12 protein-coding genes and 1 riboswitch are annotated in these 14,701 nt (G+C 26.7%); of the genes, 5 read left to right on the forward strand and 7 right to left on the reverse strand.

The window, feature by feature from the left end:
- On the forward strand, window positions 1–306 hold a 306-nt coding region (locus tag BUA62_RS04200), incomplete at its 5' end, for a transposase (RefSeq protein ID WP_143148321.1).
- A gap of 112 nt (window positions 307–418) precedes the next feature.
- Here BUA62_RS04200 and BUA62_RS04205 read toward each other — a convergent pair.
- The 3 genes from BUA62_RS04205 to BUA62_RS04215 are packed head-to-tail and all read right to left on the reverse strand — an operon-like array spanning window position 419 to window position 5,508.
- Entirely contained in the window at window positions 419–2,002 is a 1,584-nt protein-coding gene (locus BUA62_RS04205; RefSeq protein WP_072863776.1) for a hypothetical protein, read from the reverse strand.
- 15 nt (window positions 2,003–2,017) lie between these two features.
- Window positions 2,018–2,782, reverse strand: coding sequence for an outer membrane lipoprotein-sorting protein (locus BUA62_RS04210; RefSeq protein WP_072863778.1), 765 nt, complete (start codon window positions 2,780–2,782; stop codon window positions 2,018–2,020).
- Window positions 2,779–5,508 carry an efflux RND transporter permease subunit gene (locus BUA62_RS04215; RefSeq protein ID WP_072863780.1) on the reverse strand — a complete coding sequence of 910 codons (2,730 nt, stop codon included), beginning with the start codon at window positions 5,506–5,508 and terminating at the stop codon, window positions 2,779–2,781. Before BUA62_RS04215 ends, BUA62_RS04210 begins: the two co-directional genes overlap by 4 nt.
- Window positions 5,509–5,709: 201 nt before the next feature.
- On the opposite strand from BUA62_RS04215, the gene BUA62_RS04220 reads away from it, so the two are divergent.
- On the forward strand, window positions 5,710–6,453 hold the full coding sequence (locus BUA62_RS04220; RefSeq protein WP_072863782.1) for a transposase: 744 nt from the start codon (window positions 5,710–5,712) through the stop codon (window positions 6,451–6,453).
- Window positions 6,454–6,540: 87 nt separating this feature from the next.
- Here BUA62_RS04220 and BUA62_RS04225 read toward each other — a convergent pair whose 3' ends face one another.
- The gene (locus BUA62_RS04225) at window positions 6,541–7,881 is read right to left on the reverse strand and encodes an NCS2 family permease (RefSeq protein WP_072863784.1); all 1,341 of its coding nucleotides are present in this window, start codon (window positions 7,879–7,881) and stop codon (window positions 6,541–6,543) included.
- A gap of 256 nt (window positions 7,882–8,137) precedes the next feature.
- Window positions 8,138–8,239: riboswitch (purine riboswitch) on the reverse strand.
- 62 nt (window positions 8,240–8,301) lie between these two features.
- Entirely contained in the window at window positions 8,302–9,972 is a 1,671-nt protein-coding gene (locus BUA62_RS11665) for an HD-GYP domain-containing protein (RefSeq protein ID WP_200782320.1), read from the reverse strand.
- 288 nt (window positions 9,973–10,260) lie between these two features.
- Between BUA62_RS11665 and BUA62_RS04235 the strand changes: the two genes are divergently transcribed.
- Window positions 10,261–11,922: a formate--tetrahydrofolate ligase gene (locus BUA62_RS04235; protein ID WP_072863786.1), complete on the forward strand. Its 1,662-nt coding sequence runs from the start codon at window positions 10,261–10,263 to the stop codon at window positions 11,920–11,922.
- Window positions 11,923–11,931: 9 nt separating this feature from the next.
- The gene (locus BUA62_RS04240; RefSeq protein ID WP_072863788.1) at window positions 11,932–12,723 is read left to right on the forward strand and encodes a bifunctional 5,10-methylenetetrahydrofolate dehydrogenase/5,10-methenyltetrahydrofolate cyclohydrolase; all 792 of its coding nucleotides are present in this window, start codon (window positions 11,932–11,934) and stop codon (window positions 12,721–12,723) included.
- A gap of 7 nt (window positions 12,724–12,730) precedes the next feature.
- Here BUA62_RS04240 and BUA62_RS04245 read toward each other — a convergent pair whose 3' ends face one another.
- Both BUA62_RS04245 and BUA62_RS04250 read right to left on the reverse strand, forming a co-directional pair.
- Window positions 12,731–13,246, reverse strand: a complete 516-nt coding sequence (locus BUA62_RS04245) for a chromate transporter (RefSeq protein WP_072863790.1) — start codon at window positions 13,244–13,246, stop codon at window positions 12,731–12,733.
- On the reverse strand, window positions 13,239–13,769 hold the full coding sequence (locus BUA62_RS04250; protein ID WP_072863792.1) for a chromate transporter: 531 nt from the start codon (window positions 13,767–13,769) through the stop codon (window positions 13,239–13,241). The genes BUA62_RS04245 and BUA62_RS04250 overlap by 8 nt, the downstream gene beginning before the upstream one ends.
- Window positions 13,770–13,927: 158 nt before the next feature.
- Between BUA62_RS04250 and deoD the strand changes: the two genes are divergently transcribed.
- Window positions 13,928–14,635, forward strand: a complete 708-nt coding sequence (deoD, locus tag BUA62_RS04255; RefSeq protein ID WP_407656617.1) for a purine-nucleoside phosphorylase — start codon at window positions 13,928–13,930, stop codon at window positions 14,633–14,635.
- Window positions 14,636–14,701: the final 66 nt, after the last annotated feature.

A 14,701-nucleotide genomic window follows, 5' to 3' on the forward strand; every position in this document is an offset into this window, starting at 1 on the left:
TATGAATATCTAAAAGAAATATATGAAGCAGTAAAAGAATTCAAAAAAGTGCTATTTTCCAAAAGCACAGAAAAATTACATAATTGGATAAAAAAATATGAAAAAAGTTCTATTCAAGGGATACAGAGTTTCATACATGGAATAAAACGAGACATAGTAGCAGTAGAAAACGCAATAAAATATGAATATAGTAATGGCTTAGCAGAGGGAAAAATAAACAAAATAAAATTAATAAAAAGAATGATGTATGGAAGATGTAAATTTGAAACATTAAAAAATAAAATTCTGTTGATTGAACATAATTAAACTAATCTAAGCATAATCACAGTTTATTCAAGTAACTTTGGAAAGAGCCAAATTAATATATAGCTAAGTAAGCAAAAATCACCTGCTAACTTGCAGGTGATTTTTTAACACTTTAAAAGTAAATTTTTATATTTAAGGAAATTGCATTTAATTTTTCTATTTGTTTTAATGAATGTTTTTTATCTTCTGAATATGCATATTTTAATTGTAATGATGGTTCAAAATTATCTATTCCTGAGTATGAAATTTTTATATTAGTCATATAACCTGGTTTATATTTATTATCTATTTTCGAAAATGCTATTAATCCTAAACCTTCAAAAGAGATATCTGATATTTTCATTTTTAAATAAGCATCACTTCCAAATGAAATATTATCTTTTAATTCCTCAGTTGGTAATCCATTAAAACCTTCAATTCCTAAAGTAAAATCTTCACCTTTTGTATATTCTATTCCACCAATCATTTTTACATAATATTTTTCGAATATTTCAATATTTGTAGATGTTTTTGTCGCAATAGTTTTTGTGGGTTGATTTGTATCTGGAATATAATATGATGTATTAACAACAACATACTTTTTTTCAGGGATTATAAATGCAGCTTCTCCATGATAGCTAATAGAATCAAATAAATTTGATATTCCTTGAGTGTCTAAAATTATAGAATTTCTTGCTGGTCTATATAAAATTGTTTTTGATGTTCCTGATCCATCTTCAGAATATTGTATATCTATTTTTTCTGGAACCATAAAATGATAGTGATCATGAACATATCCTAATTTAACATCAAAATTCATTAGACTTGTTGTAAAATCAAGAGAATAATTTCCATTTAGAGTGTTTAATTCATCAACATTTGTGGCTGAAATAGTTGTTGTTTTTATATTATACTCTTTAGGTAATGTCAATAAAGTTTGCCCTAAATAAACTTGAAGAATTTGAGTTTCGCTTAAACCAGCATTTGATAGCAATTCGGGATTTTGAAGCATCGCTTCTATTTCAGTATCACTTAATCCTGAAGATTCTAATTGAGCTTTTAATGCAGCTATTGCAGCTATTGCTTCTTCATGTTTTTGTGTAAATTGATATGTTAATATAGTAGCATTTTCTTCCGCTATATTTCTATTAATACTTATAGGATATAAATAAAATCCAGGTATGTCATCATAAGTTTTTGGTGTGAAAATGAAATTATAACCGTAATCGTTTAAATAACCATTAAATTCTATTCCATCTACTGGTAATGATTTATAGTTCTCAAATGGATTTAAACCATCATGAGCGTTCAATAATACAGAAGGACTGTATAATGTTGAGCTTCCGTTATTTAAAATAAATCTTCCAAATTTTAATGTCGAATCTTCTATATATATATCTGAATATGCTTCATTTAAAACGTATAACGTCCAAGGAATATTTGGTTTTATTAATTCTGAAGGAATTAATCCCATAATGTTTGTAGTGTCAATCTTTAAAGAATTTTTTCCTTCATCTAATCTAAATAAATCTAAAGAAAGTTTAAAATATAAAGAATCCATTGAATTTTCTAATGTTATATTTGACTTTAATCCAGAATAAGTTTTTGAGGATTCATCTGAAAAGTTATATCCATATATATATTGTAAGTCTCCATTAAATGAGAATATTAAAGTTGCAAATAATGTAAATAATATAATATTTATAATTTTTTTCATTCCTCTCACCTCGCATTATTTATATTTTAATACTGGCTTTGAAATATTTCTTCTATCAAAGAATCTTTTTGTTATTGGAATATCAAATTCTACTTCTTTTATTTTCAATATCGTTGAATGATTTTCCTCTAAATTATTTAATTCAATTTCTGTAGCTAAAATGTGTCCGTCAAAATTTTGTTCATCTCTAAAACTCATTGTTTTAATTAGCTTATTTTCATGATTATAAAATTCTATTTTTTGAAATAACATATGTTCTTTTTTTATTGTCATAACTATTTTTCCGTAATCATTATCTTTTTCGTGAGGAATTATTTCTACAACATATTTATCATTATTTTCTTCAATTAATTTTGAGTTATAATCACCATTTTGTTCATTATATATTAAGGAAATATCGTTGTATTTAAAATCCGAACCTACGAATTTACCATTTTTAGCTCCACCAGAAATTCTTTTTGTTTTTCTGTATGCAGGCATATATAAATATATTTCATCATCTGATAGTGTTAAAAGGGTTATATTTTTTACTTCAGAAGGTTTGTTGAATCTTACCAATGCTAAAGAATCATCTCCATAATGCATTAAATACATGTTAAATTCTCTTTCTCTAATGTTTCCATTTCCATCCTTTAATTGCATAATAACTACTGATTTTTCTGTTTTAAAATTATCATGTGCATCTTTTACTTTATCCAGTACCTCTTGCCCTGTAATTGCAAAACCTAATGAAGTTAATAAGATAAGTACTACTGATAAAATCACTACTTGTTTTTTCATGCTGCTTCCTCCCTTTTCTTTAGTTTTCTTTTTAATATGGATTCTTTTGATATTTTAGTTAATAATTTATCACTAAGTATGGTCATCAAAACAGGAAAAATTGTTAAAGTTAATAATGGTGCCACAAACATTGCAGTTGCAGTTAATACCCCAAATTGTTTTAGCATACCTATTTCAGAGAAGATAAATGTTGCAAATCCTAGTATTACAGCTAAAGAATTTATAACGATAGCTCTTCCAGATGTTGCAGATGTTCTTATTGCTGCCTTAAATTTATCCTTGCTTTCTCTATACTCTTTTTTAAATCTTGAAATATAATGTATAGTATAATCGATACCTGTACCTATTGTTATTGATGCTATCGTAACAGTAGCTGCATTTAATGAAATTCCTGTTAATCCCATAATTCCAAAATTTACAACTATAGTTAAAGTAATTGGTACTAGTGATAATAATCCTAATATTATAGAATGCATTTGTATTGCAAATAATATAAATACTAAAATATACGCTAATAACATACTTTCTTTTTGATTATCAAAAACCATATCATTTACTTTGTTTGTTAAAACAGGGATTCCTGTAACTCTTGCTTGTAATATATTTTCACCATTCTCTATAGGAACTTGTTCATCGTTTACGTATTGAGATAATTCATTTAAAGCATCTTTTGAAAGTTTAATATCAAGATTTGACAATTTGTTTATTACATATTGAGCTTTTAGATTTGGTTCATTATCATACAAGAAATAGTCATAATATTCTTTTAAATATTCATCATCAATCATATGATTAATTAAAGATTCAAAAGTTTTATAATCTATAGTATTTTCTTCATTGTATTCTAAATAATCATTGAACATATCAAATAATTCTTTTGCATTTAAAGAGGTAATTAAATTTTCTACATTTTCTGATTTTGCTTTAATCATCATATCTACAATTTCTTTTTTATACTCACCATTTCTTGAAATTACAAATTGTTTAATTTCTTTTTCATAAGCTTTGATATGTTCAGGATTTGATATATCAAAATTTTCTATATGATATTTTGTCATTATATATGTGTTTATATATTTTTTTAAAGCCGATTCAAGGAGTTTAACTTCATTAAAACTTTTTGTATTTACCATAATTTGTGAGATAGATTCATTTTTTTCTGGAGAAAGAATTTTATCTATTCCATCACTACCTTCAATTAACATATAATTTTGTTCCATCGCATCATTTGAACCAGGTATATATTTGTAACCAGTAAACCCTTCTGTTAATTCGGCTACAACATCACCTATATTTGTTATTTGTGAAACAACAGTATAATTTTTAGCAAACATTGATACGTCTCTTATAGATCTGTTAAAATAAAAATCTCTAAAAGAATTTTTTCCTTTAGCTTGAAAATCAACAAATATATAATCATTTCCTCCAAAATTATTTCTTAAAAATTTTGAACCTTTAACCATTTGAGTTTTTTCGCTCATGAAATTTTCAATTTGCATATCTGATTTTATTCTTGGAATAAACAAAGTGGTAATTAATACTAATCCGAAAATTATAATCATTGTTATCACTCGATGATGAACGATTTTATCAGATAAATTTCTTAATAAACGGCTTTCGCCATTTTCAGATAATTGAATTTTTGATTTTGGTTTAAAAATAATCAACATTGCTGGAACAAATACTGTAGCCATTAATAAAGCTAGAGCAATACCTAATGAAGTAAAGATGCCTAATTGCCAAACAGGTGTTAAATCAGCAGTCAATAACGATAAAAATCCAGCTATAGTTGTCAAAGCGCTCAAAACAACTGCAGTTCCAACATGTTTTAATGTGTTATTTACAGCTTCTACAGCAGAAACACCTTTATGAAGTTCTTCATAATATTTGCTGATTATGTGAATAGAATATGCTGTACCTATCCCTACAACAGCTATTGGAACAGCAGATGTTGTAATATTGAAGTTAATACCTAAAAGGTACATTATTCCAACTGTCCATATGTCTGCTATTAATACAGAAATTATTGGTAAAATCACACCTGCGATATTTCTATAGCTAAAATATAAAACAAGCATAACAAGTATTAATACTATAGGAATTAATTTTAAAATATTTTCCTTTACTATGTTTTCAATTTCTCTATTAGCAATAGCTGTTCCGAATATATAATAATTAACACCAGCATCTTTGAAAATATTTTCAACCATTAATCCTGCTGATTTTTCTTCAACATTCTTTTTTAAACCAATAGCAAATAAAACGCTTTTTCCATCCTTCGAAATAAATTTTCCTTTAATCATGTCATCATTAATTAATTCATTTTTTAGCCTTTTTGCATCATATGAAGAATTTGTTGAGAAATCAAAACTTGATTTTAAATTACCAACTGAAATATCTCCATATTCCGTCGTACTTATTCTTGGTGCATTTACAGGTGATATGACGTTATCAACAACATCTAATTTTTTTAATTTTTCAGTTATTTTATTGATTTCATCAAAATGTTTATATGCATCATCGAATTTAACACCTGTTAATATAATTCCATTCAAACCAAATTCATCAGCAACCTCATCATAAATTACTTTGTCTGGATCATCTTTTGGTACATAACTTGCAATGTTATCCTTTACACTAACTTTTGAAGCGTAATTCATAAAAAACACTGTTAATATAGTTATCGCAACTACTATGAAAATCGATTTACCTTTATCTAATTTCATACTCTCCCTCCTTTGGTGGCAAATAATTAATACTTATTTCAAATTGAATATACTCCAAGATTATTTCATTTTTATTTAAATTTATAGAATTTTTTGGTGGCAAATAATTAAGTCTTTATTAATGTGGTAAAATATATATAGAAAAAATTTTTCTTATTTCTTTGAACAACAAGATTTATACTTTTGAAAGGGGTATTTGGTATGACAATTGAAGATTTAAAAGATGATAAAGATGCGGAAAATTTTCTAATTGAGTTAGAAGTGTTAAAAATAGAAAAAAAATGCCCATACTGTGGTAATACTGAAGTTTATACGGTAAGAAGAAATCATTTAAAATGCAAAAATTGCAGAAGAGAATGGTCAAAGTATAATAATACTATATTTAAAGATATTAGAATAAAACCTTTAAAGTTTTTAAAAATAGTTCATGCAATCGCAAAAGGAAAAATCTTAAAAAAAATATCATTGGAAATTGGAGTTTCGTATAATACAGTATTAAAAATTAAAAATCTTATTTTAAAACGTCTGTTAAAAAGAATTTTTAACATAGATGAAGTTAAGCCTTTGTTTTCTATAGGTATTAAAATAAAAGAAGAAAATATCACATTAGATTATATTGAAGAAATTAATCTTAAAGAATTATCCAAATTAAAAAATGAAAAAATCGGTAGATTATATTTATTCAAAAATATAAAAGATTTTGATTTGTTAATAGTTTTTTCTGAAAAGAATATTAAAGAGTTTGAAGAGAAGTCAGATAGATTAAATATAAAAAGTTTAAAGAAAGATTTAAGGGATATAATAAAGTCATTTTCACAAAAAGTATTTCAAGGAAAAATCTCAAATATAGACACTTTGTTATATACATTAACCCACTGTCATTTAAATAACGAAAATGAAGAAGATGAACTCTTTTATTTTTTTCTAGAAATATTAAAAAATTAACCCCGCAAAAGCGGGGCAATTTTTTAATATCTTTATTGAATTTATTATATTTTTATTTAGAATCAAATATACTAACGCTAATCATTTTTAATGTTGTAAGAAAATCAAATAATATACAAAAGCTAATGCTAATATCCAATTTAACCAATGAATTTCTTTTCCTTTTCCAGAGAATATTTTTACTAATGGATATAATATCAAACCAAGAGCAATACCATTAGCTATAGAATATGTAAGAGGCATCATAATTATTGTTATAAATGCTGGTATAGCTTCTGTTGTATCTTCCCATTTTATTTTTGTTAAATTTTTAAGCATTAAAGATCCAACAAAAATCAAAGCTGGTGCTGTTGCTGCTGCTGGAATAGTTAACCCTAATGGAGAGAAGAATAACATTAATAACATCAATATTGCTACTGTAACTGCTGTTAATCCTGTTCTGCCTCCTTGGGCTATTCCTGTTTCACTCTCTATATATGTTGTTACAGTAGAAGTACCAAACAATGCTCCTACACTTGTCCCAACAGCATCTGCCATATATGCTTTATTTGATCTTGGGAAATCCGATCCATCCTTTATAAACCCTGCACTTTGTGCTAATCCTGTTAATGTACCAAGAGTATCAAAGAAATCAACAAAGAAAAATGTTAAAACAACTACCCAAAATGTTCCCGATAACAAATCTCCCCAGGATAATTGTAACTTCATAAATGTTGGAGCAATACTTGGAATTTTACCTATTATACCTTGATAATGCGTAACTCCAAAAACAGGAAATGCTCCAATAATTGTTGAAATTATAATCCCCAATAATATTGAGCCTGGTATCTTCAAAGCAAACAATACTGCTGTTATTATTAAACCAATAATGGCAACTACCGCACTTGAATTAGTTAAATCACCTAAACCTACAAAAGTTGCTGGATTTGAAACAATAATATTTGCACTTTTCAAACCAATAAAAGCAATAAATAACCCTATACCGGCACTTGTAGCAAATTTTATATTTTGTGGAATAGCTTTAACAACAAAACTTCTTGCGCCTGAAACCGTTAAAAGAATAAACACAATACCTTCAACGAAAATTGCTCCTAAAGCAACTTGCCAAGGAACTCCCATTTTTAAAACTACTGTATATGTAAAATATGCATTTAACCCCATACCTGGTGCCAGCGCAAATGGATAATTAGCATACAATCCCATTATTAATGTTGCTGTTGCTGCACCAAAAATCGTTGCAACCATTATAGCCCCAAAATACTGACTATAAATAGTTGATCCAACCTCTGCGCCTGGAGCCATTGCTGTTACTAAAATGTTCGGGTTAACAAAAAGAATATACGCCATACTCAAAAAAATAGTCAATCCAGCCAAAATCTCAGTAGTTACAGTTGTTCCGTTTTCTTTTAATTTAAAGAACTTTTCCACCCCTTGACACCTCCTGAGTTAATAAAATATAAAAAAACCTTAACATTATTGTATAGAAAATAGATTACTTTGTTTTTTCCGTTTGTTTAAAACGGTGTTAATTTTAATTTCAAAGTTACAAAAAACTTTTTCACATAATCTATCAAACATTTATAAAAATAAATCTAATATACGATTACTAAATTTTTATAATAATAAAATATAGATAAACACCTTTAAAAATAAAAAACCTCTCTGGAAGAGAGGTGTAATAAAAATCCTACAACTCCCTTCCTATAGTCAAACAGTTTACGGCTGTTTGGTAGAAACTCCCGAGCCATATTCTCAGGATTATATAGGAAGATAAATATTATCAACTTTTTCATACAAATATTACTAAAATTCCATTAATTTCATCTATTTAGAAAGAAAATATTTTCATCAATCAACTTTATCAAACTTTTCAATCTCAATTCTTTCTCTTTTCTTGTATTCTGTATATATTTTATCAAATTCCAAATGATATTTTTTAAATACTTCTAAAACTTCAGGATCAAAAATTGATGGTTTAGTTTTAAAATCACCTTTAACAATTATATTATATGCCTCTTCGTGAGTATATTCATCTTTATAAGGTCTTTCACTTCTTAAAGCATCATAAATATCTGCAAGTGCCACTATTCTTGCTTCAATCGGGATATCTTCTCCTTTTAATCTAAATGGATATCCTGTTCCATCATAATTTTCATGATGATACATAGCTATATTTTTTGCCATCTTAAAACGTTCATCATCACCAAATATTTTATCAGCTAATACTGTATGTTTTTTCATTTCCTCATATTCATCTCTTGTTAATCCTCCTGGCTTATTTAAAATTTCATGTTTAATCATAAGTTTCCCTATATCATGAAGAGGAGCATACGCTTCTATATCACTTACAAACTTTGCGCTGTATCCCATTTTCTTCGCAATTATTTTAGAATATTTTGCCACCCTTTCAATATGATTACCCGTTATTTCATCATATTTTTCTGCAATTGAGGACAAGTGTGCTGAGAATTTTCTATATGATTCTTCTAAATCATTATATGCTTTTTCAATTTGCAAATATAAATCTTCAAGTTCTTTATTTGTTGCTTCTAATTCCTCTGTTGATGCACTAATTTCATCAAATAATTCCAAAATTTCTTTCACCGAATAAAACTCTACTTCTTTTAATTCTTTTAATTCTTCAAAGTAAAATTCCTCATTTTTTATAGGTTGTATAACATCTTCAAAATCTCTTTCTGAAACATTCAAAAAACTTTGTTTATCCAATATCCTCAATTCTTTCAAAAAATTTTCCATACTTTTAATTATTTTAGAAAATTCCATTTCAAATATATTCATAAAATTAAGATTTTTCTTTCTATCAACAAAATTCCATATAATAATTATTAACATTATCAATGAAATTACCAAATTATATAGCAACTGATTAGTTATATCAACAAAAGTATATAATGTTATTTCATTCCATTTTGAAGGAAAATTTATATATAATCTACCATCTAAATATAGAATTTTACTGATTGATTTTAAATTATATTTTGAATATATTATTTCATTCTTTTTATTCTTTATAGCAACAAAATAATTAGAATCATTTCCAAAATTTATTTTTTCTAATTCTCCAACTAAATAAGTTTTATTAAATTTACCTCCGATATATAAACGAGATATCTCATCGTTAGTTTTAAAAATAAAAATACCTGAATTATTGTTGGTTAATTCATAATAAAAATTAGTATCTGATATATTATTTTCTTTATCAAATATTGGTGGTAACGCTTTTCTAATATTTCCTTTTTCATCTATAACATAAAATTTAGAAATATTAATATCTTCTAATAACTTTTCATCATTAATAATACTAATATACTTCAAATGATAATAATAATTATTCATCATATCATTAAACTTATTTAAATTAATTTTAGATATGGATTTCAAATTTGAATTTATATTCAAAAAAAACAATATCCACAATATGAATATAATCAATAAAAAGATTATATTTTGAATTGTGGAATTTTTTATATGTTTTTTAATTAGTTCGCTATATCTCATATTTTGACCTCTTAATTTTAAATGTTTTATTAACTCAAAATTAATATATCAGATGATTAATTAATTTTCTATTCGATTATAACATAAAATATATATTTTCTCAAGATCATGGGAACAATTATTATTATATATAATTCAAATTCTATTCATTATATTTTTCGACAAAAAAGTCAAAAAACCTTAATATTTTGATATAATAAAAATGAAAATTATATATGGTTATATAATTTTAAAAAGCGAAATTGTTATTCAAATCTATATTAAAACAATGGAAGGGGGAGAGAATTTATGTTAAATGATATTGAAATTGCTAAAAAGACTAAATTAAGAAAAATAAATGATATTGCTAAAGAATTAAAAATCGATGAACAATTTATTCATCAATGTGGTCATCATATTGCAAAAATTTCTCATCATTATTTAAGAGAACTAAATCAAAAAGAAAATGGAAAATTAATTTTAGTTACAGCGATAAATCCAACACCTGCCGGTGAAGGAAAAACTACAACAAGTATAGGTCTTTCTATGGCAATAAACAAATTAGGGAAAAAATCAATAGTTACACTTAGAGAACCTTCATTAGGTCCTGTTATGGGTATAAAAGGTGGTGCAGCTGGTGGAGGTTATTCGCAAGTTTTGCCTATGGAAGATATAAATCTTCATTTCACTGGTGATATTCATGCCGTTACAACTGCGCATAATCTTGTTTCTGCAGTGATAGATGCGCATATAAAATATGGCAATGAATTAAATATAGATGAAACACGTATTTTTTGGAAAAGGGCTATGGATATGAATGACAGGGCTTTAAGACAGATTGTTATTTCATTAGGAGGACGCGCAAATGGTTATCCCAGAGAAGATGGTTTTGTAATTACAGCAGCTTCTGAAATTATGGCAGTATTATGTTTAGCAGAAGACATTCCTGATTTAAAAAGACGATTACAGAATATTGTAATTGCAAGAAACATAAAAGGAAAACCTATTACTATTGGCGATTTGAAAATAGAAGGCGCTTTAGCTGTTGTATTAAAAGATGCCTTAAATCCCAATTTAGTCCAAACAATTGAAGGTACTCCCGCCTTTATACATGGTGGCCCTTTTGCAAATATTGCTCATGGAACAAACTCATTAATTTCCACTAAAATGGCTTTGAAAATTTCCGATTATGTTGTAACAGAAAGCGGATTTGGTGCCGATCTCGGAGCAGAAAAATTCCTTGATTTTGTATCTCCCGCAGCCGGATTCAAACCAAACGTTATAGTATTAGTTGCAACGATTAGAGCATTGAAATATAATGGTAAAGCAAAAGAACTTGACAAAGAAGACATGGATGCTTTAAGAAATGGAATCGTTAATTTAAGAATACATATTGAAAATCTTCAAAAATTCGGGATACCAATTGTTGTTGCTTTAAACAAATTTGATACTGACACTGATACTGAAATAAAATATGTTGTTGATTTTGTTGAAAATATGAATACTCCCATAGCAATAAATAACGCATATTATGAAGGTTCTAATGGTGCTTTAGAACTTGCTCAAAAAGTAATCAATGCTGCAGAAAAAGATAGTGAATTAACAACAATATATAACTGGCATGATCCGCTGGAAGTAAAAATAATGAAACTTGCAAAAGAAATATATAGAGCAAAACATGTTGATTATGAATTGTCTGCAAGAAACAAAATTAAATTTTTCAAAAAATTCGGATACGATCACCTTCCTGTAATAGTTGCAAAAACTCAATATTCAATTTCAGACGATCCAAAAAAATTAGGCGCTCCATCTAATTATAACTTTACTATTAGAGATTTCGAATTGTCTGCAGGTGCAGGATTTATTGTTGCATTAGCTGGTGAAATAATGAGAATGCCTGGATTACCTAAAATATCAAATGCCGTTCATCTTGATATTGATGCAAAAGGTAATATTACAGGATTATCCTAAGGTGATATCATGATTATTAATATTGACAATCTTGCAAAAAAAATTACAGAGAATATATTGAAAACATCAACAAAACATAAAATTAAGCTCACTAGTGTTGCTTTAAATCCTGAAAAACCAACATTGGCATATCTAAATTCACAGAGAAAATTGGCAAAAAAATTACATATTGATTTTGATTTAATCAAATTATCTTCAAAAAATGAACTACTTGAAACTATACATATTCTAAATAACAAAAATGATGTTCATGGGATTTTTTTAGCTCAACCATTACCTTTTGATCCTTTTGAAATAATCTCTAAAATCAATCCAAAAAAAGATATTGAAGGCATAACACCTTTTAATTTAGGAAACTTATTATATGAAAAATCCTATTTTAAACCATGCACAGCAGACTCTGTCGAAAGAATACTTAATGATTTTACAACATTAGATGGAAAAAAAGTTACTGTAATAGGAAGAAGTGTTATTGTAGGAAGACCTGTATCTATATTATTATCAAATAGCAAAAATAATGCTACTGTAACAATTTGTCATAGTCATACAAAAGATTTAAAAGAGATTACTTTAAATTCTGATATTATAGTATCTGCTGTGGGTAAAGCTGATTTTATAACAAAAGAAATGGTAAAAAAGAATACTATAATAATTGATGTTGGAATAAATTTTAAGAACGGGGAACTTACTGGTGATGTGTCTCCTGATGTAAAAGAAATAGCTTACGTTACAGAAGTCCCCGGTGGTGTTGGAGAAATAACTTCTCTAATTTTATTTGAAAATTTAACAAAAGCTTTGTGATTTATTTTCATAATATTGCTATTATTAATCCCATCAAAGCCGAACTTAGGATAATATAAATAGGATCAAGTTTGGTTTTCATAAATAATATAAAAGCATACGCTGCTATTAATAAACTAATCAAACTTCTATTTATTATTACTGGCTTCAAAACTGATAAAAGAGTCATTGATATTAAAATAATTGTCCCCATTCTCAGCGATTTTATTAATCTTTTTTTATTAATATTGAATTTTCTCAATAAATTTTTAGCTACTATATAATAAATAATAGCTGGTATAATTAAAAATATTGTATTAAAAAACGCACCTAAAAACCCATATTTTAAATATCCAATATACGTAGCGAGATTAACCGCTACAGGGCCTGGTGTCATTTGAGATATAGATATTGCACTCTGTAAAGCTTTTTCTGTCAATAATCCATTTTCTAAAATTAGCTGTTTAATAACTCCTAAAGATGCCCATCCTCCACCAAAAGAAATAAAACCTATTTCAAAAAAAATTAAGATCATTTTAAGCATTTTTACCAAATCCCTTATCTAAAAAATAAAAAAGTATTATTGAAGCAAAAAATATAATAACAGTAAACCGGGGATAAAAAAACATTATGAAAACCGAAAAGATTATAATTAAAATGTCATAAATTCTAATTTTTGTACTTTTTATGAAATCATATAAAATTCCTCCAACCATACCAATTAAAGATGCATATGCTCCATTAATAAACCCAGAAACATAAATATTATCAGAATATTCTTTTAAAATAGATGCAACTAAAATAATGCTAAAAAAAGGCGGAATTAATACTCCCAACGTTGCAGCTATACTACCTTTAATTCCAGCAATTTTTTTACCTGAGAGAAATGAAATCTTAAAAGCTATTGGTCCTGGCATAGCTTGTGCAACTATTAAAATATGTTTAAATTCATTATTTGTAAGATATCCTTTATTTGTTAAGTTTTTCATCATAACTGGTACCATAGCATATCCACCACCTAATGCTACAGCTGAAATTTTAAAAAACATCCAAAAAAGTCTCAACATAATATTCCTCCCATATTATAATACAATTAATATTATAATACCATAATTACTTCAACTTCAATTTTCTTAATTGTAATTATATTGAGACATTTTTAAATCGCAAAAAGTGTATAATTATAAACACACTACTTAAAAAATCAAAGGAGGAGATACTAATGATTCCAACACCACATATTGAAGTGGATAAAAAAGGTATTATTGCAGAAACTGTTATTATGCCTGGAGATCCTTTAAGAGCCAAATTTATTGCAGAAAATTTTTTGGAAAATCCTGTATTATTTAATAAAGTAAGAAATATGTTTGGCTACACAGGAACTTATAAAGGAAAAAAAATTAGTGTAATGGGTAGTGGTATGGGAATGCCAAGTATTGGTATATATTCATATGAATTATTCAAATTTTATGATGTTCAAAATATAATAAGGGTTGGTTCTTGCGGAGCATACACTGATGAAATTGATTTATATGATGTTATTTTAGTAGAAGAAGCTTATAGCGAATCAACTTTTGCAAAGGTTATGGCTGGCATAGAAGATAAAATATTAAAACCTTCTTTTGAATTAAATGAAAAATTGGAAAATGCGGCAAAAGATTTAAATATCCCTATTCACAAAGGTAGAATTCATAGTTCGGATGTTTTTTACAGACAAAATTTTGATGATTACAAAAAAATAAGAGATGAACACGGATGTATTGCTGTTGAAATGGAATCTTTTGCTCTATTTGCAAATGCAAAAGTTACAGGTAAAAATGCGGCATGTTTATTAACTGTTTCAGATTCTTTAGTAACAATGAAAGCTACATCAAGCGAAGAAAGAATGAAATCATTTACAAATATGATGAAAATAGCCTTAGAAATGGCGTAATATAGAAAACAACAAAAATGGGCTTTGCCCATTTTTGTTGTTTATGTTATAATTAGTATATATTAA

This window comes from Marinitoga hydrogenitolerans DSM 16785 (assembly GCF_900129175.1).
GTDB classification, from domain to species: Bacteria; Thermotogota; Thermotogae; order Petrotogales; family Petrotogaceae; genus Marinitoga; species Marinitoga hydrogenitolerans.

Excerpts from the sequence above, each read along its gene's own strand:
- BUA62_RS04205 (WP_072863776.1), bottom strand. The coding sequence starts at position 2,002 with ATGAAAAAAATTATAAATATTATATTATTTACATTATTTGCAACTTTA.
- BUA62_RS04210 (WP_072863778.1), bottom strand. The coding sequence starts at position 2,782 with ATGAAAAAACAAGTAGTGATTTTATCAGTAGTACTTATCTTATTAACT.
- BUA62_RS04215 (WP_072863780.1), bottom strand. The coding sequence starts at position 5,508 with ATGAAATTAGATAAAGGTAAATCGATTTTCATAGTAGTTGCGATAACT.
- BUA62_RS04220 (WP_072863782.1), top strand. The coding sequence starts at position 5,710 with ATGACAATTGAAGATTTAAAAGATGATAAAGATGCGGAAAATTTTCTA.
- BUA62_RS11665 (WP_200782320.1), bottom strand. The coding sequence starts at position 9,972 with ATGAGATATAGCGAACTAATTAAAAAACATATAAAAAATTCCACAATT.
- BUA62_RS04235 (WP_072863786.1), top strand. The coding sequence starts at position 10,261 with ATGTTAAATGATATTGAAATTGCTAAAAAGACTAAATTAAGAAAAATA.
- BUA62_RS04240 (WP_072863788.1), top strand. The coding sequence starts at position 11,932 with ATGATTATTAATATTGACAATCTTGCAAAAAAAATTACAGAGAATATA.
- BUA62_RS04245 (WP_072863790.1), bottom strand. The coding sequence starts at position 13,246 with ATGCTTAAAATGATCTTAATTTTTTTTGAAATAGGTTTTATTTCTTTT.
- BUA62_RS04250 (WP_072863792.1), bottom strand. The coding sequence starts at position 13,769 with ATGTTGAGACTTTTTTGGATGTTTTTTAAAATTTCAGCTGTAGCATTA.